Genomic DNA, 22,368 nt, shown 5'->3' with positions numbered 1-22,368 from the left:
GTTAGCTTATTGAAGGTTTATCAAGCTTTGGAAAAATCGCTGATTCATTTTATAATCCCAGTCGGTAGGTGATACAAGTATAAAAAGTGCTTGGATCATTTACCTATCCTGATCAATCTCTAAATAGGTCCAATTTTATATTCATCAATGTACGGTGCTTGAGAATTAAATTATACTTCCATCCTTCAAACAATTCGCATTCTGAAATCAAAAAGAATTAGTTCAATTATTTAACTTAGATATTACCCACCCGTCAATGACCTTGAGTTGAATCCAACTATTCGAACTATTAAGGGTTGGCAAATCTCTATTATATTTTGAAATCCATATCGAATTATCCGGGGCTTTTTCTATGATCCAGGTGGAATCTGATTGTAAATTGATCAAACCAGACTTCCAATCCTCATTCTGCTGAAACTGCGTCTCCCGGTTCAGGCTTTCATCGCCATCATACACAGAAATCACTTTCAAATCCGAATTAAATAACACAGAGGGAAGGCGCTTATTGTAAATGATCACTTCTTTAGTCGCTGGCTTATTTTGCATAATCCATTCAGTCACTCGATGGGTGTCATTGGTCAAGCCAGGATTTTGGCTCATGAAATAGGTAGACATTCCCGTCAAGCCCATGGTGAATATAAAAGCAGAAATCACGGCTCGATCCACTCTACGGATATCAACCTTCTGCATGGCAGCTAGTAGAGACGCTGTGATAAACCAGAGAAAGTAAAACTTGAAATTCAGTGAGATCTTAGGGTCTATCAGGGGCAAAGAGACCAAGGCAATCAGCAGAACAATATGAAATCCCAACTGCCATCTCTCCCATGTTTTTTGCTGTGAATCTGTGAGCTTTTCCCAATAGTAAATCGCACCAATGGCCAACCCGGAATACAAGGGCAAAATATAAAGTACTAGTTTAGACTGGCTGAGTGAGAAAAAAACCAAGGGCAAAAGAACCCACATCACCAGCAAAGCCCCTTGACTTTTGAATTCAGCACGCTTGAGTGGAATCTTTCTCAGCAAGATCAATATCCATGGGAAAGCTGTTCCCAGCAAAACCACTCCATAAAACCAGAATGGTTGTCCGCGGTGGAAGGTATCTGTTGCAAATCGATCGATGGTATGTTTGAAAAGGAAATAGTTCAGAAAGCGATCATCCTCCAGGTGCAAGAAGACAAACCAACTCAATCCAATTCCCAGCATCAAGGCTATTCCGGCCAGATGAATTTTGAACGAACCCATTTTCTGCTTCATGACAAGCCCTTGATAGACCCCTATTAAAAGCGGCACAATCAGAACCACTGGGCCTTTGGTCAGAAAGCCAATCCCCAGAAAAAAATAACATAGCATCAGTAGGTGCTCTTTCCTTTTCTCTAAAAAATCAAACCAGAAATAGAGCGCTGCCAAAACGAATAGTGCCAGAAAGGTATCTGTCGTCAATGCCCTACTGCCAATAATCAATGCTGGAAATGAGGCATACAGCATTGCGGATAGAAAGGCCGGATTGGATCGCTTGAAGAATAATAAAGCAAGCTTATACACCAACCAGATCTGAAGAAGCACTGAAATCTGCAATAGAACCCTAGCCGAAAATGGCGAGATCCCTAGGACTTTATAGCTCAATGCAGTTAGCCAATAAGTCACGGGCGGTTTATGATAATGGTAGATCCCCATAAGTTGAGGATGCAACCAATCTCCCGTTTGCACCATTTCTTTGGCGATTTGGGCATAGCGGGCTTCGCTGGATTCGGTGACAGACCAAGCTCCCAAGTTGAAAAACAACACCATGCCAACAAAGACCAACAGCAAAGTCATTCTCATGCTTTTGATCCGATCGAGGAAACTGAGTTTCTCCTCGTTGGCTGCTCCGTAGTGTATCATCAGATTTCTCACATACACCAAGATCCCAAATGCCTGACCAATAAACAGCACAGAGTCTTTTCGTAGTATCGCATAGGAAGCGATCAATACCGCTCCTACCAAGCTGATGTACCAAAAACTCAAGGGGAATTGGGATTCCTTGCTTCGCTCTGCTTCATACCATTGCACCACAAACCTAGTCGTGAAAATAACTTGACCTAATGTCCCCCAAGTCAGCAGCATTCCACTGATCTCCGGATTGTGCACCAAACTGTGGAAATCATAATGTGCATGAAAGACCAAGTATCCCAGAAACAACAGGGGAAGGAGAATGAAACTCCAGCGAACCCACTTTGGGAAAAGCTGCCAAGCATTCTGAATTTTCAGGTTTCGGATGTAAATGAAATAGCCTACCAATTGTCCGCCGACGATCACGAGATCCTGACGAAATGTCCCATAAACCAGCAGGAAAAAGGAGGCAACCAAACTGAGTTGCCAGAAAATAACCGGTGAAAGCACTTTTCCTGCTTTCTCAGACTTGACCAATTGTATTAGAAATCGGGCTGAAAAAAGCCCCTGAGCTAAAAAACCAACTCCAAGTAGTACCCAACTATTCATGGATTGCTGCTTTATGACTTTTGATGGAATTCTCAGAAATCGTATACGTAGACTGACGCTTCATCATCCATCGCAGCGCTATTGTGTCCTGAAGGGGGGACAAAAGCCGATTCCACACGTTAAATTTGGATTTACCCGTAACTCTTGGAAAATGCTTTACAGGAATTTCAATGACTTTTTTGCCTTGAATCAAAGTCAGCGCAGGAAAGAATCGATGCATGCCTTTGAAGAAAGGCATTTGCAATGCGACCGATCTACGCATAATTTTCAACGGACATCCCGAATCATGAACACCGTCGTGTAGCATAGAATCCCGAAACCAGTTGGCAAAAGTGGAAGACATTTTCTTCATCGCGCTGTCCTTGCGCCCTATTCTTCTGCCCGTCACCAGATCATAATCAGGAATCATCGCTTCTAGTTTGAGAAAGTCCATAGGGTCTGTCTGCAAGTCAGCGTCAATATAGCCTACCCATTTAGTTGTAGATTTTTCGAAGCCTGCCCGAATTGCAGAGCTTAGTCCTGCATTTTTCTCAAAGGAAATGAAGCCAACATGATCATGAAGGTCTGCAATTTTCTTGATTTCAATCAAGCTATGATCAGTAGAACCATCATTGACCAATAATAGATTGACCTCGAATTTTGACTGCTTGATATACTCTTCAAAGGCTGGCAAAATTCTTCGTATCCCATCTTCCTCATTGAAAATAGGGATAACTAAAGTGATTGCGTTAGATTGCTTATCCATTTTTTAAAACAACTTCACTTTTCAAAACACAATAAAAACGTGGAATGGAAAAACCGTTTCCAGATGAAAGACACTTGCTATTCAGTCTCATTTTCAGATTGTTGTATTTTAACTGATTCACGATGAGAGAAATAAATTAACATACTAATGATAGCTAATGAGACAATGGAGGCATTCAAAGTCCCTAAATTCAAGCCACCCTTAGCCAATGGTTTGGTTAAAAAATCACCGAACGTGGCACCAAAAGGCCTGGTAAAAATAAATGCAACCCAAAAAAGAAATATTTGATTGACACGTGTAAACTGATGAATCAGAAACACGATCAAAATGATAGCCGCTGTGACAAAGGCTCCATGGAGATAGCTGAGTCCCAAGCTGTCAGTCAGAAAATCACCAAAAGCAGTTCCGAGACTATTGGAGAACAAGATAGCTACCCAGTAAAACAGCTCTTTACCCCTGTCCTGAATAGGGAATACCGCTAGTGACCCATATTTTTTGTACCAGATAAATAAGACTAAGATTAGCCACGCAAATAAGATGATGCTGCCTATTGTATATCCCAAATGGAGACTTCTATCCATAAAATCAGAAACCTCAGTACCTAGCGTCGTAGTGGCAATAATAACCAGCCAATAATAAACTGGAATGTATTTCTGACAAGACAACTGTCTCATCAATACTACAAGAAAGAATCCCGCGGTAATAACTAGACCAGTGAGGTAACCAAGGTTTAGCGTCATCGAGAGGAAGTCTCCCAACGTCTCTCCTAGCGTCGTAGCCACAATCTTCATCAACCAGAACAGAAGGGTGATTTCAGCTACCTTATTAAGTTTTTTATAAACAGTCATGGCTAAATACTTATCGTTTCTCTTATCAGAACTTATAACTATACCCTACCCGAAACACCTGAGTCTCGTAGTAATCAGCACTTGTGTAACTGAAGTCATTTCCATCAATCGTCTTCTTGATCACCATGGTATTCAGCAAATCGGTCGCGTTGAAAAACAACTCTCCGTTTCCCCCTTGGATCACTTTTTTCAAACCCATGTCAACAGTAAATCTTCCTTGAATTTTACCCTGAGGAATAATATCCGGAGCCAGATAGATGGCTGTCAATTGCCCTGTGAAATTCTCAGCAAACTTGAATTTGGAATTCCATTTGACATTTCCAGAGAAAATCTCCTGTTTGTCCGCTGAAAACGCATGTGGTTCTGGATAAAGATTCTGTACAGTAAATGCATCAATCTTATTGTGATATCCATTCAGATTTAGGTCAAAAGAATACCAATCATTGACATCCTGATCCCAGATCAATTCCAAACCAGTATTGTAGCTTTTTGCAGCATTCTGAAAGATGGCGTAGATCAATTTGCTGTCCCCATAGGTAGAAGAAATCCTGGTGATCGTCCCATCCACCTGTCGATGATAGGCTGCTGTATATAGTGAACCGGTACTCCAGCCAGTCTTCCACGCTAGTTCGTAGGAATTAGTAAACTGAGGTTTCAAAGCTGGGTTACCCACCTTGATAATTTCAGCATCATCGTACTTGGGGAAGATCCGGATATCCACCTCATTTGGTCTATCTACTCTTCTGTTGTAGGATGCAGTGATCTTATTCATCCCATTGATTTTGTAAGAAAATCGGGTATTGGGAAAGGGTTGGAAGTAATTGTATCCATCACTTTTGTAGGTCGGATGATTTGGGTTCACATCATAGTTCAATTTGATGTATTCTACTCTCAGCCCGATTTCAGCTTCCAGTTTTTTGGACTCAAACACGTAATTACCATAAACTGCAGGAATGATTTCCTTGTACGTAGCCGCTCCACCTGCTAGTGAATCAATCGCGGAGTTTTCGCCTGGAAAAAACTGCATGTTAGTTGGAATCCAACGTCTTCTAAACTTCAGTCCCGTTTCCAACCTGCCATTCTTCATGGGCTTCACATAGTCCAGCGTGAAGTCCACCACGTTCTCATCCGAGAGCAATTTGAAAGCATCTTTACCTGAAGAGGCTGGTAAAATATTGGTAAAGAAATACTGCTCATCCTCTCGGTGAAAAGTATAATTCAAGCCTGCTGAAAGGCTATGACCTGGATCTGCAAAGTTATGCTTGAAAGCCGCAGTAGCCATCACAGTGGTCTTGAGCTCGTCTTCTAAGAACTGCCAAAGCCTCAATCGCTCTGAATAATCACTATTGAAAAAAGGCTGATCGCCTCTGTCAATGATTTTTTCACTCCCAAAAAGTCCTGAAATACTAAGTGTATTTGACTCGTCTATCGTCCAATCCATCCCTGCGCGGGTGGTCAAAAAATTGGTATTTCTGTTTCTCTTAAGTTGCTGATTGATGATAGTTCCGTCAGTATAAGTTCGGGTGACAAACTCATTTTTATTCAATGTCTGGGTGTAGAGATTGTCTGCCGAAAGGAAGAAATTCACATCCTTCCTGCGATAATTCAGTGATATCGAAGGATTGATTTTTGGCGTGCCTTGATACTGAGGTCTGATGTCCGGGAGGTTTGCTTTTTTCTCCCAAAGTGCGCCTACACCAAGTGCTAGACCAACTTTCCCGTTAAATCCCTCCTGCTCTTCCTTTTTGAGAATGATATTGATGATACCCGCATTTCCATTTGCATCAAACTTTGCAGAGGGGTTATTGATGATCTCAATTCTCTCTACGGCGGAGGACGGAAGGTTGTCCAGGCCAGTTTGATTACCAAATCCAGTCAAAGCAGTCTGCTTTCCATCGATCAAAACTGCTACGCGGTCATTTCCCCGAATCTGAACTTTACCATCCTGTACGGTTACTCCAGGAAGATTGGACATAGCCTGAAGAACGGAGCCTCCGCTTTGGCTAATATTCTGACCCAAATCATAGGTTTTCTTATCCATTTTAGCGCTAACTGATTCCGCCTGCCCTACCACTTCTATTGCACCTAACTCTTGGATTGATGCAGTCATAGCAATCTCGCCCAGATTCAGAAATGCAGAACTTGCCCCCACATAAACTTCCTTGCTAACAGTCTCAAATCCTATGAAGCTCGCTTCCAATTCATAGTTTCCCGGAGCTACATCTACTAAAGTAAAAAGTCCCGATTCATCGGTAATAGCACCAGTAACAAAACTGGCGTCTTTGGCTGTTTTCAGCACTACATTAACATAGGACAAGTCCTCCTGAGAAGTCTTGTCCAGTATTTTTCCTGATACTTTTACTTTTGTTTCCTGAGCCAAAAGAGCCTGAGATAACATTAGAAAAATGATCAGCAAATAGTTTTTAATCTTCATCACCTTCTTCGATTGCTTTCTTTTCGATTAGTTTTCCATTGATATCGAACACTAACTCCCACTCTTCCTCGCCTTTTTCCACCGCCAATTCATAGACGCTTCCATCGGCTTTTTCTGAGATCTCTGCTTCTTCGATTTTGAATCCGGCAAAGTCCTGAGTTAAAGTCTGTTTGATAGCTTCTGGGATATCAGCTTTTTTAATTTCGTATTCAGTTTCTTGCCAAGTTCCGTCAGCTAAAAAATTCGCAGAATACTCATTCCCTTCCAGTTTAAATTCGGCCTCCCATTCCGTAGCAGACTCCATATCCCAGCTTACTTTCTTTGCGGTTGGAAATTTCTGAGAAAAGGCAGTTTTCACCGCATCAGGCACTTCTTCGTCGGAATGTTCCTGAGCACAGGCGCCTGCCGAAAGCAAGACGCCAATAGATAAAATTGTTAGGTACTTGTTCATATGAAATTTGGGTTTGGTAAATATGATTACCCAAAAGTCGCATGAGATTTAGAAGACATTTAGAATTTGCCGAAGCGTACCGAAAAAACGTGGAAATGATCCAAAAAATCATAGCTGATTTCCCAGCTATTTTGCTTGCATATCTCTTTCACTATAGCCAATCCCAATCCACTGTTAGTTGTTTCTGTGGTGGAAATAGAAAATCGTTTGAATAATAAATCACGATTCAATCCTTCCTTACCGGAATTCTTAAAAGAAAAACCAGCTTCATCCCATTCCACACTGACCTCGCCATTTTCGAAAGTGTGCCTAATCGCATTGGAAAGTAAGTTATTGACCAATGTCTCAGCTAAAAATTGGCTACACTGAAATACGCATAATCCTCTTTCATTTTTCTGTAAGCTCAACTTCTTTTCATCTATATAATCCTGAAGCAGTTCTTCGCTTTTCTCTACTTTCTCGGAAAAATTTATATCTGAGATATCTGAAAAATTGCTGGCATCAATTCTTGCCAACAAAAGTAAATTCTTGTTCACACGGGTTAGCCTGGCTAAAGGAACCTGAATGGCATTAACCAAGTCTGATTGATCAGAACTGAGTTTTTCATCCTGAAAAAGAATATCCAATTTGGATTTAAGCAAGGCAATTGGCGTTTGCAGTTCATGGGAAGCATTGGCTACGAATGCCTTCTGTTGATTATAAACGCTGACATTTTCAGAAATCAACTTTGAAATCGTTTGATTCAGAGTTTGAAACTCCTCTATATCCGTTGGTTCAAAAATCACTTCTTTACTCGTACTTAAATCAAAAGATTTCAGCTTAGTCAGTGTACTGTCAAAGGGTTTCCATACACTTTGAGAGATCTTACGATTGAGTCGGATAAAACCAAAAACAAGAAGTCCATAGAGAACAACTGTCACAAGGCCAATGGCAAAAATAGTTTCATAGGCTTCCTCTACATTGGTTTCTATGTTCAGTAAATAGGGCTTACTATCAATTTTAATCACCGTCTGCAAGCCCCTGAAACGATCCCATTCTGCCTCATACTCATTATATTTCGTTACTTCGTAAATACTATCTCGACTTACAAAAGTTTCGGTAATAGGTGTGATGGAGGAGCTTGGTTGTAATGTATTCCAGGTATTTAGGATTGTTTCCAAATCATGACCAGAGACATGAGACTGCTCAAATCTGTTCTCAATCCTTTCCATGATGATTTCATGATTATCATCAATCTCTGTTACCCAGATCCAATCCACCACCAAAAAATAGATCGGAATACTAACCAGCAGAATGATCAAAGCATAAATAGTGAAAGCTTTGAATGGCTTATCGAGCAGCTTGATCATATTTCCCATTTATATCCAGTGCCATACATAGTTTTCAAATAATTCCCATATCCCGCTTCGCTGAGCTTTTTCTTCAAGTTTTTGACATGAGCATAGACGAAATCATGACTATCAAACATATCCGCCAAATCCCCCGAAAGATGCTCCGCCAACGCGCTTTTTGATAGAACACGATTCTTATTTCCTATGAAAAAAAGTAATAGATCATATTCCTTCTTAGTCAGCACGATTGGATTCCCTTCTATATGAACAGTTTTTGAAAGTAAATCAATTTTAATTTCGTTCTGGACAATCAGGTTGGAAGGATCAAATTGCTTCCTACGGATCACCGAATGAATCCTAGCCGCCAACTCTGAGTGATGAAATGGCTTAGCCAAAAAGTCATCTGCACCAATATTCAATCCTTTGATTTTATCCTGCAAGGTGTCTTTGGCAGAAATGATAATCACTCCATCCTGTTTGTTTTGACTTCTCAGATGTTCCAGAATATTAAATCCATCTCCTCCCGGCAACATCAGATCAAGTAAAATACAGTCGTATTGATACATACTTACCTTTTCTTTGGCCGACGCAAAATCACTTGCAGTCTCACACCGGTAATCCTCCTCAGACAGATATTTCACTATATCGCTTGCCAGCTCCTTTTCGTCTTCTATTACCAGGATTTTCATGTTTTTATAATTATTAATTAATCGCCACCCTAATGACTATGGGGAGAATCCCTCTTGGTTGGGGATATTTTCTGTATTTCTAACCTGTGCTTTGCCTTCCTGTTTAAGGTAAACTTGGATTTCATACGGTCAAAGTAAATATTGAAATTGGAAGTAATTTAGAATTTCCACATTACTATAAATGGAGCTTTACCTATGCAAATCCTGATCAATTTCTAAATAGGCTCAAATCATTGGATCAGAGTATCTTTAGCCATGAAATTATTCTACATACAAAACCAATGAAGCTATGGCTATCTCATCACTTGAAACTATCTACGAAACATTACTTGCCGTTCCAGGTATGCATGACACGGTAAAGATTGATCTGAAAATCCCCCGCAAAACAGTGTTGTTGCTGACTGAAGTAATCACCCGTGGAATGGAAGGGAAATCTGAATCCGAAAAACCTTTAATCCGGATTTCCAAAGAGTCCGAAGAAGAACTGAATACCATTATTTCGGAGAGTCTGGAAAAAGCAGGATTGACTATCCTAAGCTCCAAACTGAAAAACTTATCAAATCAGAGTCAGAAGTAACACACCATATTGGTCAGCAGAGTAAATTTAATCTAGGGTAAGACTTAAAATACTGCTGACATCTAGTAAATCATGCCTAAGATCAAATCTGCCTTATCCTAAGCAACTCATGGACGCAAGGGAATGATTGTTTGGGATGGGGCTGATCTTCTTGCTGCCAAAGCCCTTTTCCGCCGGAACAAGGAAGTGGGCTGTAGGCTCTGCTATACTTTTTTCAGTTTTATCAGAATCCTTGATTATATACCGCCCCCTTTCAATCAGATTTATGCTCCAAAAAAATAAAACCAGCATTCCCAGAATCATCATAGGAATACTCACAAACAACAGGAAGCCTTCAATCATAGAACTTAAGACTGCTTTGCTGTAACTGGAATAATGCTGCAATCCACCAGGGCCACGCCTGTAAAATCTCCTACGACTCACCCATACACGTAACCCAAATCCACCTGCCAAAAGACAAATTCCTACCGCTACTATAAATACATCTTGCCAAAACATAGCTTATCAAATTAATATCCCATATCCGTATCATCCATACGCTTTACTAGACTTTCCTTCAGACTATCCAGAAAAATAGTCCTGTTCTTCTTTCTGCCTCGCATGCTCTGAAAGGTTCGGTAGAAGTTTCCTACCTGCACATTAAACAGCGATTCCATTAAGGTTATAATTGCCTTCACATCACTCTTGCCATGGTTTACTGCTCCGCGGGAATGCAGGGCATAGGCCAACTCAATCAGAGCAGATTTTGAATCCGTCCACTCATGGCTAGATAGCTCACCCGCATCTCCATCATTGCGCATTTCCAGCTTATAGAGGGTTTTGCGTATTTCATCAGTGAGGGCTTCACAAGCCATAATCTTAGCTAACTTGTTGCTGTTTACTGTTGAAAATGTAGAATCAAAATCAAATGAATAATCTGGGATTAATGACACAGGTTTGGAATCCCTTAAAAACAGTATTGAATCCTGATCACTTTTGCCTAGTTGATAATAGATGTAGAGTTGTTGGTTTCTGACAAAAAACTCCTGGATCTGATCCAATACATGGGGATAATAGCTTTTCATCTGTTCCTTTTTACTAATGGGTTTCTTTGCTTCTATATAGGCGAGCTCTGAGTAGAAAATCAGTTCCTTAAAGAGCAGGGGCTTGTATTCCTTGAAAAACCGGATCTCCTCCTCCTGATCCCTGAATGTATAGCCTGCCATATATTCCTTCAAGCGGATCAAAATCACATTGATCACCTGACAACATCTTTCAGCTTTCTGCAGTCCGTTGGTAGTTTCCCTGGAAACTTCCTTCAGTGATTGCTCCATCTCCACAAAAAGCGCTTCTACAAATGCTTTCATATCCTCCTTGTTTATTACCCAAGCACTGACTGCCTCTCAACTCATTCAATGCCTTTTTTAATTTCAAATCACCTGAAATGATCAATTATCCCTTAGCTTCAAAACTTTTCATATAAGCCTCCAGATTTTCTTTACAATGGTCAAGAAATACAGTTCGGTTTTTCTTTCTGTTTTTTATTTCCAGAAAGGTCCTGTAATAATCCTGCAGTTCCTTGCTGAACACTTCAGCCATGGTGCTTGCCAATTCTGAAACGCTGACATTTCCATTGTTTATAACATTGGATGTTTTTAATGCATATACCAATTCCACCAGGTCTGCCTTTTTCCCTGTCCAAAACAGCGGGGTACTTTTATCCTCTCCCATTTGCTCTTTTTCAAGGGGTAAGACAAGTAATTGGCCCTGGATATACTCTGCCAATGCTAGGGTCCCCATGATCCTTGCGCAGTATAAAGTATAGACAGTACAGTACCTGGTGTCCAGCGTATGCCAGAATAGATTAGGTTTATATACAGGCGCTTGGGCACTTCTTAAGAAAAACACCCGATCCTGATGATCTTTTTTCATTAAGAGGTAATTGTACAGGTTCTGATTGTTTTGCAGAAATTCCTGTACACTGAGCAACTCCCTTTCGTAGAATTTTCTGATTTCATTTTTAGACCCGGCCGGCTTGATAGACTCCATATTGAACAATTCGGAGAAATACACAGATTCCCTGAGAAAGTAAGTCATCCGGGATTTGAAGAATTCTATTTCCTCTTCTTCAGACACAAAGTCGTATTGATCCATAAAGAGTTTGATTTTATCCATCGCTCTATCCACCAGGTGAAAAGCAGATTCAAACTGGATGAGCTTGTTTTCGCCGTCCAGCTTCAGTACTCCCAGCTCATTTTTTAATCTGGTGATGATCCGGTCTGAAAAGGTGAGGATGCTCATAATTTTGAATTTTACGCGGGAATCAATTCTGTTTGTACCTGGGAGAAATCGACAGAGACCAATGGACTGTTCCGGCAATCTTGTATTTAATCTGCTTGAGGTATTTCAGGATGCCGCTGTTTTCAGGCTTATATTCCTCCCTCCATTTTCTCTCCAGCACCATAAATTCTTCCAGAGTCTCCGCATGCAGATTCAGAACTTCCTGCTGGGCCATTGTGAAATCAAGCTGCTTATAATGCATCATCAGCGCCACTGCATTCATAAAATCACCCCGATCAGCTTCCTTTTGGTAGGATATCAAGTCGTTGGACAGATAGATCAGCTTGGCTGCCAACCCACGGAGATCGGTTGTTTCCCTCCAGTCTGAACAATCACTTGTAAATTTCTCGCCCGATTCAAATGAACAGAGTGCCAAGGCTAGATTCCCTCCTGAAAAAGCCGGTCGGATAACCTGATATTCTTCCCAAGTAGGTAACGTCCCCTTATCTTTAAATTCCGCTTCAATTTTATTCTTTTGCATATAATTCAGAACCTCGAAAAATATAAGCCCCTTCAATTCCTTATGCCCTGAAACCAGCGCATCGAATTCTGTGGCCAGATCACTAAAAGCATTAAGGAAAACTGTAATACGATCAGGATTAAATCCCAATGGCTTATCATCCAGGATGTTTTCAATACCGGTCAGGAGGTAATCCCAAAAACCTGCTTTCTGCCCGGCATGCAAATCATCTGTCATATCATCCAGATAAAACAGCCAGAGGTAGAGCTTGGAAATCCAAACCCCTTTTTCAATATCAATTTCCGGATACAGGCAGGAGGACAGGTAACTGAATTTTTGTTCTTTGTAATAGGTGATCTCATCGTTGTTCCTAAGGATTGAATGGAAGTAAAAAGCCCAGGAGACAGTTTGCTCCTCGATTTCAGCTGCATCAGTGTGGACATAGGCAGGAAATGGATAGTGTAGCAATTTTCCAAGTTTTCCACTTTTATCAGCAGGTTTTTTACCAGTGGACTCTTTCTTAATACGTGCTGCTGTAGCGTAGCTTACCCCCAGCAGGCTCGCCTTTTCATTATTGGTCAGATCATAGGTGAACTTGGGGAACTTCTCTTCAATCACCCTGAGTTTGTCCCGGTAGTTCATTTGGGTAAATGCATGCCATTCCACATCAGCATTCCGGACTTTTGCTATCTGGGAATTTGAAAAATCTGTGAACTCAGGTATTTCTTTCAGTAAAAGCGTCTCATTTGGGTAGGAAAGGCTTATATAAACAGATTCTCCCAAAGACCTAAATCGATATTTACTGGGCATCTGTGTCTGATAGGATTCAAAATCCATAAATACATCACCCGGAAAGTAAAGTCTGGATAACTTACCCATATAGTACATCCCGATCATTCCTTCCACCAGAAACCTGGATTCAGTTTCCACAGTACCGGCATCACGGATGGTAGCTTTCCGTTTAGCATTCCTTATTTCCAGAAATTCTCGTACTTTTTCAAAAGCACTATCACTCACTTTACCTTCCAGATCAAAGAGTTTCTTTAAAAACGTTGGGGTCAAATCATACCGATTCATGATGACATCTCTGTTTAAATTACATTTTACTTCCGATTATAAAACTCCTTGCCAGAGCCTACATTTAAATTGCCTTTACAGTTGGAGAGCCAACTGCCGAACTTGCTTAGTTCGGTTGTTTAGTTTAAAAAAACAGTAGTTCAGTTTAAAATACCAACTCCTAAAAACCAAGTAATCAACTACTTTATTTCCCCAATACCCCTGAAATTGTATAGTTGATACACTTTTTTTGTTTATCACCCAACTTGTGAATTCCGGATTTTTATAATTCCCAACTTTCCATTGAACATAGAGCCGAATGGAAAACTCAGAAAAAATAGCTATCCCAAGTATCCTGTTAATCCTTTTGTGGGCCTACACAGGATTTGACAAAATCATTCACTGGGAGACTAGCAGAAAGGCATTTCATAATCAGACCTTTCCTGCTGAGCTAGCAGAAGTATTGGCCTACGCAGTGCCAACTGTTGAATTGCTGATCGCCCTGCTCCTGCTCTTTTCAGTCAGCAGATGGTGGGGATACCTCTCAAGTATCCTCCTCCTCACCGTCTTTACCACCTATGTGGGACTGATTTGGGTGGGAGCTTTTCCCCGAGTCCCCTGCAACTGTGCAGGGATTCTGGAAAGCCTGGGATGGAAAGCTCATTTCTGGCTTAACAATGTGATGATTGTGATTAGTATCATCGGACTCTATTTAACAAAAAAGCGGAATCCGAAGATCCCGCCTTGAGCGTTAAGTTTTAAGTAGATGACGGCAACTATTTCCTTAAACAATATAAACTAAATATTAATTACATAAGCAAAAAAGATACAAAAATTTAACCCTTTCCTTCTGAACAATTAAGACTTTCACTTGAAAGTGAAAAAAACGGGGCAGGAAAAGGCATTATCCCACCCCAAAAAATAGCTAAATGAGAATCAAATCAATAACCGCATCACCTGTCTCCAAATCTGGAAGTGGAGACTCCAGACTACACTGGGTGATGTAAAAGGGCGATGCCGAAAACCCTTTAACAGAGTAGGTATTTTAACCACTTCAGGTAAACAGCATATAGCTCAATCCGGAAACCCTAAACGTTTTCACCTGTTTTTGATCTGTTAAAAAACAGGACACTATATGAAAAAGCTCGAGGGCAAGTTGCCCCTATTAGCGTTTGTAGTAGCTGCCTTCGCGGCAGTTGCGTTTACTTCTCCAAATGAACTGCCTGGTAATTCTACCATGGTCTGGGCAGAGGATCCTTCAAATCCCGATACCTATATTGATGTCACAGATATTGTGAATCAAAACCAGTATCGATGTGAAGCCTCCTCTCTGGAATGTAGAGTAGCATTTACAGATGATGACCCCATCAACGGAGAAAAAACTGTTTTACAATCCGGTGAGTTTGTAGAACTTTAACCCAAGTAAACTTACCCAAGGTCAGGTGACCTTGGGTATTTATTTTTTATCGCTGGTTTTGTTCTATTCCGCTTCGTAGGATTTCCTGGTCAGGAATAGGAAAAACGTAAGCTGGACTCATTGGAGTTAGCTGATAAATTTCGCCCCCTACATCCCGTTGGATGCTTTTAGCCCATTTATCTTCCTGATTCAGTCTTCTCAGATCAGTCCAGCGTGTTCCTCTTCCCACCAGTTCCTTTCTTCTCTCCAAAAGAATCCTTGCGAGTAATTCTTCCCCTTCCAAGTCCAGTATTTCGCTATATGAATCGTCTTCATATCTGAGGGATAGCAACTCCTTCAAGAAGGATTTTGCTTTACTTTCATCCCCTAAGCGTAGGTTTGACTCTGAAGCAATCAAAAGATTCTCTCCAACCGTAAGCCCTCCAAAGTATGTAGAAGAACCGGTATGATGTCCGGTCAACCGATGGTTTCCATCAGCATTGGTCTGAAAATAATACTGAAATCTCAAATCTGCCGAATCATAACTTTCAATCAGCCCATTATCCACAGTAAACAATTGGGAAAACATCACTGATGTACTCTGAAGCTGAATATAATAAATGGTCTCGGCGTTAAAGAGGGGAAAAGGTATGGATGTACTGGAGTCAATATCATTGAAATCCATCCGTTCTGTATAGAAATCCAAAGCAACTTCTGCTGACCTTGCCGCCTCTGCATAATCAAATACGGACAGCTGAACCCTTGCCAATAGGCTTGCAGCAGCAGCTTTATTAGGACGGGTTTTATACTCCACATAATCAGGCAACAGATTTAATGCAGTTTCCAAATCTTGAATTACTCTGGCATAACTTTCTTCTAGAGTTGCCCGTTCTGATGGCAGGTTTATATCCGGATCGTCTCTCAGAACTATCCCAAGAAGCTGTTCATTTCCTCCTTCCAACTGATAGGGAGGGGCAAATGTATGCAACAACTGATAATATGCCATTGACCTGTAGAAGAGGGCAGCTCCTTCCAATTCATAGTATTTGATATCCTTCTCTCCGGTGTATTTCACCAAGGCGTCCAAAGCCACATTGCTGTAAAAAACAGCTTCATAGGGGTAATTCCAATCTGTGGATGCTCCTGTAGGAAACAGTTCTTCTGACCAGGTATAAGCTCCCTGTTCGGTAACACTTGCCCCTATAAATGCCTCCTCTGTCAAGTTGAATTCATCCGCAGCCAGCAAGGGGATAAATCCCTGAAAATTAAACACCACGTTGTTATCCAAGAGGTATTGCACATCTTCCAAGGTTCGCGGCACCAACAAACTTTGGTCCGGCTTGGGGTCTAGGTAACTGTCGCAGGAACAAAATATCCAGCTAAATACTGTAAGTAGTAATACGTTATATTTTTTCATTTTTTGCTTGATTTAAAAAAAGGGGCCGGAGTAAACCTCCGGCAGGCCGGTAATTATCAGAGGGAACCACCCCTCCCCTTATGAAGAAAGCTTATGGCCTTTTCCCTTTATTCCAGTTTATAGTTAGAAATCAAATTGAAGTCCTGCCGCTATACTTCTCAGGGGTTTGGCAAAACCGAAATCAGGATCCAGTCCACTTTCCGTAGCTTTCCAGATCATACCCAGGTTATTGGCATATAGGAATAGCTCCGCATTTCGGACACCGGAAAGAAATCCCCGTGACTTCCCAACCTGATAGCCCAACCGGATATCCTGAAGCCGGATATGATCACCCTTTTCCACCAGAGATGAATTGTTTCTATAAAATTGATCCCGGAAAGAATTTCTTGCAGATGGCATGGATGGAATTTGGGTAGTAAGCTCATCTCCTGGATTTCTCCACCTCAGCGTATAATCACTGTGACCTCCCCTGCCCAATAAAATGGGATCATATTGCACAGATTCCCTTCGGAAGTAATAGCCAAACCTGTAACTGATATTCACCGACAGGCTAAATCCCTTCCATGCAAAATCATTTCTGATCGCTCCAAAGGAGGTAGGCCTGGCCGGTCCATGGTAGATGATACTTTCCAAATCCGCCGAGTTGATCAGCTCCCTGTACTCCTCACTGGGCTGTCCATCCAGCATCCCCATGGGATTGCCGTTTTCCGGATTGAGTCCTGCCCATTCCAGACTATACACCCCAAATAGAGGTCTGCCTTCTATGGGGTAATACTCCCCACCTCTGCCTGCCATACTGTAATTGATCAGGTTGTTGATAGATACCTCGGATTCGTAACGGGTCACCTCTTCCTTCAGTCCTGATATCAAAAAGGTCGTGAACCAAGCAAACTGTCCCTGGATATTTTTGGTGCTCAGCGTCAGATCATATCCCAAAGTCTGGGTAGATGCGTTGTTTCCCCGAAACGTAGTGATCCCCGATGAAGGAGCATAAGGCGATTCCCCGATCAGATCAAGTCCTTCTTTCCTGTACAATTCCAGACTTCCTGCTATCCGGCCTCCCTTGGATTCGAAATCCACCCCCAGATTGGAGATCTTGATCCTTTCCCAGCGCAGATCTGCATTGGGAGGATTCCTGATCAATGCATAGCTGGCAGGGATAAACGAGTTAAAGGATATCAACTGTGCCGTGGTAAACGCGGTCAGGCTTCTGTCCACATTTCCGTTGTAGCCGTAACTCAATCTCAGCTTCAGAAAAGCAAGTTTATCCCAATTGTAAAACTCTTCTTCAGACAGCGTCCATCCGGCCCCGGCAGACCACAAGGGCACTGCACGCTGATTGGTCTCTACCCCAAATAAATTAGAGGCATCCCTTCTTACACTTGCCGTCAACAGATACCTGTTCCGGTACGTCACCGAGGCATTGGCAAAGGCGGAATAAAAGCGATCCGTCAGTTCCGATACATTGTCCACATAAGGTATTCTCGCTGTGCTTCTCGGATTGGTGTAGCGGGAAAAACGATTGATATAATCAACAGGCTGTACTGCGGCCAATTCTGGATTATAGCCGTAGTAACGGTTGGAAAAGTTCATCGCATGCAGGGACTTCAGCTCTGCACCAAGTAGACCGTCAACCTCAAAATCCACTCCCAACTCTTCATGATAATCCAATAGCATTCTGGCTGAATGACTCTGTGACTTACTTTTACGAACATCATAGATAGCCCCGTTGGGGATGGCATAGCTTAGATTTCCTTCTTCATCTGCCTGGGTATATAGATTGATCAGGTTACGGGCAAAGTAGCTGTCTTCTGTATTGACTGTTTCGTTCAAGCCCTGATTTTCCCAATACTGATACAAGGCAGAAATTCCCAGCGTATTGCTCAGCTTGTACTTGCTTGCCAGATTGATCCTCCAGTCATTTCTAGCCGACTCAGCCACACTTTTTCCATACTCTTCCAAAGGCCTGAAAGCCCAATCCAATAATCCCCCGGCTTCGGCCTCCCGTTTGAAAATGGAATTGTACTCCCGGTAAACTTCCAGGGGATTTCCTGCTCCATCAGCCAGTCTGGCATAGGGATACATCGCTGTGGTGGTAGAAAAAACCAGGTCACTTGGACTTAGTTGGGCATCCTCTCTGGTCGCCCTCGTTCCGTAAAAGCCCAGATCCACCGTAAGCTTATCCTTCAGCAGTGAAAAGTTGTTTTTCAGATCCAAGGTAAAACGCTGATTTGAATTGCCCTGAATTTCTTCCCTATTTCGGTCATAGCCCAGTCCCACACGGTACCCGTGGATCTTACTCCCTCCGGAAATACCCAGGCTGTATTGCTGATTTAGCTGAGGCTGGTATAGATAGCGCTCCAGGTCATTTCTGAGATCATAGCTTCTAAACTGCGCCAGTCTGCTTTGCGCTTCCTGCTCTGAGATCATCCCCTCCCTTTCCATGAAAAGGGTCTCCACTACAGGAGTCACCACCGGACGGTTGGCATTGGTCAACGTACTGTTGTAAAATCCGCTTTCAAATAGCTGGGTTTCCACAGCTATGTAATCATTTACTGAAAGGTTTGGGGCAAGAAAAGGGTCAGTGTGCTCAATCCAATTGGTGTTAGCCATCAGGCTCACCCGCATGGGCTCATGGGCTCTCCCGGATTTGGTGGTAATCACGATCACGCCATTTCCTGCCTGTGCACCCCAGATGGAAGCGGCAGCGGCATCTTTCAGGACGGTGATTGATGCCACATCGTTGGGGTTGATATCTTCCAGAATTCCATCAAAGGGAAAGTTGTCGATCACGATCAGTGGTTGGTTGAACCTGCCAAGTGTGCTTCTGCCCCGGATGGAAATAGGATCCCTTCCCGAATCCCCCGTCCGGTTGAAGATCAGACCCGAGGTCACATCCTCCAGCCTGTCCAGGATATTGGAACTTACCTTACGCTCCACCAGCTCCTGATCCACCTGCACAAAGGAACCCGATGCCCTGGCTCTCGGGATTTCCTGATAGCCTGTTGCTAGGATTTCCACTGCTCCCAGTTCCAGTTCTGCCGGAGCCATGCGGATCAGCAACGGGGCTGAGATAGGAACAGTGATATCCCTTGATATCTTTCCATACCCCATAAAGCTAAACTCCAGGGTATAATCTCCGGGATCAAGCTGCAATGTGAATTCCCCTTCATTGTCCGTTACGATTCCATTTGTCTTTCCGGCTACCCGTACCGCAACTCCGGGTAATCCTAACTCAGATTCTGTATCGAGTACCTTGCCCGAAACTTCCAAACGGGTCTGTGCATTTATCTGCTGACTCCCCATCCCTAGGAGAATCAGCAATAGTAGTATGGTTCTTTGCATTAGTGTAGGGGGTTAATTTTAGTGAGAATCAATACCGGAATCTCCTCCTCCCGCTGCACCAGATCCAGTCCGACTTTGCGGAAAGCGGCAGTAAGTTCCTCCACCTTGGAGAAATTGCCCTCCAGCCGGATATCGATGGGATAGTCTATACCCGTCTTATCGATCAGCGGAAAAGGCGAGCGCTGGAGAAAGTAGAGGTTCATCTGGTAGATGAGCCCGGTAAGCAGGGACTTTTGAAGGTCGGCTTCATAAGGCCGTACCCGGTAGTGTTTTTCATCCGCTTCCGAAGGCGGGTAGCGAAACCCTTCCGGCTGAACCAGGGCGAGCACTGTCCTTTTCCTTAGCTGCACTTCCGCTTTGATATGCGGAAAGTATCGATCCAGATCCTGACGCATGAGCGCGTATTGGTCCACTCCCGGGGGAGCGATGAGTTCATAGCCAAAGACCTTATCGCCTTCCTCCATCCAGTCGATGTAGTCCAGACCGGATTTTCTGCTGTCGAGCTCCTCTTCATCAAAACCTTCGGCAATGATCCTGTTGCTGGAAAAGAAATTGGCGAAGTCCCTTCCCGTGTATGCTAATCGATAGAGTTTGATCAGCGGTGAATTTACCGTTAGGATATGGGCACCATCTTCCCGGGAATCCATGGTGGAACCGGGCACTCCCGGTATATAGGAAGTGAGGGCAGATTGGTAGCGAATATTCTTATTGGGGATATGGGTATTTCCGCTGATCAGTCTTTCATCCATATCCACCGAAACCTGCTCGTCCACCTTGGTACGGAAATCAGCGGAACCGTCAGAAAGCAGCTCAATGATATGCGCTGCGGTGAAATCCTGTGAACCGGTGATGGCCACTACTTCTCCCTGTGGGTCAATGATCACCAGATGCGGAAAGGTGACATGCGGAAATACCTTTCTGAGCCTATTATCCCCTACAATCAGCGGGAAGTCCAGATTCTGAAGAACAGGACGCAGCGCTATGGATTCTATTACCTCCTCCCTTGGCTGGTAGGTAATAGGCAGGATCTGCAGGTCATCCCCAAATTGTTGCTGCAGCTTATCCAGCTCGGGGAGAAAGCCTGAACTGGCCGTACACCAGGTAGCCCAGAACTGAAATACCAGATACTTTCCTTCAAAATCCTCCAGTTTGAGTTTATCTGAATCATACTGCAATACATCCGAGAACTCAATTCCCGAAGGCATCTGATCGCCGATGGATAAGGTATCGGAGCGGGTCTCCCCGCCCCGATGGGTGTCTCCATAATCAGTGGAGACCTGGGGCTGCGACCTATGAAGAAAATCCGCCCCGGGTGAATCAGCAACTTTTGCTGTGGATGTGCTTCCGTATAGGCATAGCGATGCCAAGAAGCATGTGAGTATGTTTTTTTTCATGCTTTTGATGTTTGTTTAAGCTGGAAGACGGGAGACGGAAGACCGATGAGAGCACCGTCATTGCGAGGACGAAGAGCCTGTCCCGATTCGTCGGGAACGAAGCAATCTCTGTCACATTTCCGAGTCATTTCGACGAGGAACGTGGAGAAATCTCATGACTCTTGGCTCTAGCTTCTTGGCTCTAAACCAGACATAGTAATCCCACCTCAGTCTATCCGACCAACCCGCACTAATTAATAATAAGATGTAATGTGCCAGCTCTACCAGCTACTGTGAGCTTGCTGACGTGAGTGTGTAGTAACCGATCTGCTCAGGGATGTGCACCTCCCCTTTCACGGTCTTAAAAATGAATCCTCAAATCGGATTCTTGGGCTTCAGAGGATACAGGCGATCTACCGCGGCGATGCCCTGTACCTCTGGAAGGATGTAATAGGCTCCGATAGGTAATGAGCAATGTGACCCAATGTAAAAAAGCACAGACAGATCTTTCTTCAGGAATACTAATCCCAGGAAGCAACTTAATCCAGAAAAAATCAAGGTCTGTTCCATGATACTTGGGTTATATGAATTTCCAAGTTAAGACCATGCATAATGAAAAGGCGTGGTACTCAACTTACCGACACCAGGTACCTAGGATAGACCTCGAACACGGATAAGAAGAGCCCACGCCAATGGCGTGAGCAATCCACTTATTCCCCCATGTTCTACGAAATTTCCTAGGTTTCGGTATCGAGGTTGTAAGTGCAATGCTTCAGGATTTAACCACTAAAGAATCACAAATAAGCAAAAAAACATCAATTGATAGCTTTTGCTTAGTAATAACTAAGCATAAAACTAAGGAAGATTTTTGAATTTGCAAACAGCAATGGAAAAAAAAACAAATTTCGAGTTAGCTGTTATACAACATGTTAAAGATGTTCGAACTCTTAAAAAGTTTTCGCAGCGAGATATTGCTGCATTTTTAAATTTAACTGAAGGATTCATTGGACAAATAGAGAGCCCTAAGAACGCTAGTAAATATAACCTCAACCATCTGAATAAGTTAGCTACTGAGATGAAATGTTCGCCAAAGGACTTTCTACCAGACTCACCAATTGAAGAAAACGAGGGCGAACAACAAGAATAGTAACCTAGTTTGTTGAGACTTTTCAAGCAATAAAAAAAATAGAACCTGTGTCAGAAGAAGAGATTTTTTTGAATACTACTAGAAATGACAAAAGACCTAAATCTTCTCGAGAAGACATTAGTGTCAAACTGATCCAGTAGTAAAGGTATGCGATTATTGAGGAGGGGAAGGGATGATTTGATCAGCTACCGATCTAAAAAAACACATTCCTTCCTAGCACTTGGTTAACCTCTTAATTTGGTCTTACGGTAGTATCCCATTAAGTGTGTAAGTGTAGAAAAGTTATTCTATAATTTTTCGGC

General features: G+C 42.7%; 19 protein-coding genes. 4 read left to right on the top strand and 15 right to left on the bottom strand.

The window, feature by feature from the left end; genetic code table 11:
- Positions 1 to 222: 222 nt before the first annotated feature.
- The 7 genes from AACZ87_RS17255 to AACZ87_RS17225 all read right to left on the bottom strand — a co-directional run bounded on the left by AACZ87_RS17255 (position 223) and on the right by AACZ87_RS17225 (position 8,976).
- The gene (locus AACZ87_RS17255) at positions 223 to 2,478 is read right to left on the bottom strand and encodes a lipid-A-disaccharide synthase N-terminal domain-containing protein (RefSeq protein WP_339868975.1); all 2,256 of its coding nucleotides are present in this window, start codon (positions 2,476 to 2,478) and stop codon (positions 223 to 225) included.
- Entirely contained in the window at positions 2,471 to 3,223 is a 753-nt protein-coding gene (locus AACZ87_RS17250; RefSeq protein ID WP_339868973.1) for a glycosyltransferase, read from the bottom strand. Before AACZ87_RS17250 ends, AACZ87_RS17255 begins: the two co-directional genes overlap by 8 nt.
- A gap of 77 nt (positions 3,224 to 3,300) precedes the next feature.
- Complete coding sequence (locus AACZ87_RS17245; protein WP_339868971.1) at positions 3,301 to 4,071, bottom strand: hypothetical protein; 771 nt, start codon at positions 4,069 to 4,071, stop codon at positions 3,301 to 3,303.
- A gap of 25 nt (positions 4,072 to 4,096) precedes the next feature.
- The gene (locus tag AACZ87_RS17240; RefSeq protein WP_339868970.1) at positions 4,097 to 6,505 is read right to left on the bottom strand and encodes a TonB-dependent receptor; all 2,409 of its coding nucleotides are present in this window, start codon (positions 6,503 to 6,505) and stop codon (positions 4,097 to 4,099) included.
- Entirely contained in the window at positions 6,495 to 6,956 is a 462-nt protein-coding gene (locus AACZ87_RS17235) for a PepSY-like domain-containing protein (protein WP_339868969.1), read from the bottom strand. Before AACZ87_RS17235 ends, AACZ87_RS17240 begins: the two co-directional genes overlap by 11 nt.
- 59 nt (positions 6,957 to 7,015) lie before the next feature.
- Positions 7,016 to 8,305: a HAMP domain-containing sensor histidine kinase gene (locus tag AACZ87_RS17230; protein WP_339868968.1), complete on the bottom strand. Its 1,290-nt coding sequence runs from the start codon at positions 8,303 to 8,305 to the stop codon at positions 7,016 to 7,018.
- A complete protein-coding gene (locus tag AACZ87_RS17225; RefSeq protein WP_339868967.1) occupies positions 8,302 to 8,976 on the bottom strand; it encodes a response regulator transcription factor in 675 nt (224 codons plus the stop codon). Before AACZ87_RS17225 ends, AACZ87_RS17230 begins: the two co-directional genes overlap by 4 nt.
- Before the next feature lie 289 nt (positions 8,977 to 9,265).
- Between AACZ87_RS17225 and AACZ87_RS17220 the strand changes: the two genes are divergently transcribed.
- Entirely contained in the window at positions 9,266 to 9,553 is a 288-nt protein-coding gene (locus tag AACZ87_RS17220; protein WP_339868965.1) for a hypothetical protein, read from the top strand.
- A gap of 93 nt (positions 9,554 to 9,646) precedes the next feature.
- On the opposite strand, the gene AACZ87_RS17215 is transcribed toward AACZ87_RS17220, so the two are convergent.
- From AACZ87_RS17215 to AACZ87_RS17200, 4 genes are all read right to left on the bottom strand, one after another.
- Positions 9,647 to 10,051 carry a hypothetical protein gene (locus AACZ87_RS17215; protein ID WP_339868963.1) on the bottom strand — a complete coding sequence of 135 codons (405 nt, stop codon included), beginning with the start codon at positions 10,049 to 10,051 and terminating at the stop codon, positions 9,647 to 9,649.
- Positions 10,052 to 10,062: 11 nt separating this feature from the next.
- Positions 10,063 to 10,899, bottom strand: coding sequence for an RteC domain-containing protein (locus AACZ87_RS17210; protein WP_339868962.1), 837 nt, complete (start codon positions 10,897 to 10,899; stop codon positions 10,063 to 10,065).
- An 85-nt stretch (positions 10,900 to 10,984) separates the two neighbouring features.
- Positions 10,985 to 11,833: an RteC domain-containing protein gene (locus tag AACZ87_RS17205; protein WP_339868961.1), complete on the bottom strand. Its 849-nt coding sequence runs from the start codon at positions 11,831 to 11,833 to the stop codon at positions 10,985 to 10,987.
- A gap of 22 nt (positions 11,834 to 11,855) precedes the next feature.
- Positions 11,856 to 13,409: a terpene synthase family protein gene (locus AACZ87_RS17200; RefSeq protein ID WP_339868959.1), complete on the bottom strand. Its 1,554-nt coding sequence runs from the start codon at positions 13,407 to 13,409 to the stop codon at positions 11,856 to 11,858.
- 298 nt (positions 13,410 to 13,707) lie between these two features.
- Here AACZ87_RS17200 and AACZ87_RS17195 point away from each other — a divergent pair, with 298 nt between their 5' ends.
- Together AACZ87_RS17195 and AACZ87_RS17190 are read left to right on the top strand one after the other, a co-directional pair.
- On the top strand, positions 13,708 to 14,136 hold the full coding sequence (locus AACZ87_RS17195) for a MauE/DoxX family redox-associated membrane protein (protein WP_339868957.1): 429 nt from the start codon (positions 13,708 to 13,710) through the stop codon (positions 14,134 to 14,136).
- A 387-nt stretch (positions 14,137 to 14,523) separates the two neighbouring features.
- On the top strand, positions 14,524 to 14,805 hold the full coding sequence (locus AACZ87_RS17190; protein WP_339868955.1) for a DUF6520 family protein: 282 nt from the start codon (positions 14,524 to 14,526) through the stop codon (positions 14,803 to 14,805).
- Between the two features lie 46 nt (positions 14,806 to 14,851).
- Here AACZ87_RS17190 and AACZ87_RS17185 read toward each other — a convergent pair whose 3' ends face one another.
- The 4 genes from AACZ87_RS17185 to AACZ87_RS17170 all read right to left on the bottom strand — a co-directional run bounded on the left by AACZ87_RS17185 (position 14,852) and on the right by AACZ87_RS17170 (position 21,489).
- Positions 14,852 to 16,201 carry a RagB/SusD family nutrient uptake outer membrane protein gene (locus tag AACZ87_RS17185; RefSeq protein WP_339868954.1) on the bottom strand — a complete coding sequence of 450 codons (1,350 nt, stop codon included), beginning with the start codon at positions 16,199 to 16,201 and terminating at the stop codon, positions 14,852 to 14,854.
- 123 nt (positions 16,202 to 16,324) lie between these two features.
- Positions 16,325 to 19,546 carry a SusC/RagA family TonB-linked outer membrane protein gene (locus AACZ87_RS17180; RefSeq protein ID WP_339868952.1) on the bottom strand — a complete coding sequence of 1,074 codons (3,222 nt, stop codon included), beginning with the start codon at positions 19,544 to 19,546 and terminating at the stop codon, positions 16,325 to 16,327.
- Complete coding sequence (locus tag AACZ87_RS17175; protein WP_339868950.1) at positions 19,546 to 20,940, bottom strand: TlpA disulfide reductase family protein; 1,395 nt, start codon at positions 20,938 to 20,940, stop codon at positions 19,546 to 19,548. Before AACZ87_RS17175 ends, AACZ87_RS17180 begins: the two co-directional genes overlap by 1 nt.
- 354 nt (positions 20,941 to 21,294) lie before the next feature.
- Positions 21,295 to 21,489, bottom strand: a complete 195-nt coding sequence (locus AACZ87_RS17170; protein WP_339868948.1) for a hypothetical protein — start codon at positions 21,487 to 21,489, stop codon at positions 21,295 to 21,297.
- A gap of 316 nt (positions 21,490 to 21,805) precedes the next feature.
- On the opposite strand from AACZ87_RS17170, the gene AACZ87_RS17165 reads away from it, so the two are divergent.
- Positions 21,806 to 22,066 (top strand): helix-turn-helix transcriptional regulator, encoded by a 261-nt coding sequence (locus tag AACZ87_RS17165; RefSeq protein ID WP_339868947.1) that lies wholly within the window; start codon positions 21,806 to 21,808, stop codon positions 22,064 to 22,066.
- The last annotated feature ends 302 nt before the right edge of the window (positions 22,067 to 22,368 follow it).

Source organism: uncultured Algoriphagus sp., assembly GCF_963974365.1.
GTDB lineage: Bacteria > Bacteroidota > Bacteroidia > Cytophagales > Cyclobacteriaceae > Algoriphagus.
Note: the sequence above shows the minus strand (reverse complement) of the source record. Positions and strands in the feature narration are given on the sequence as shown.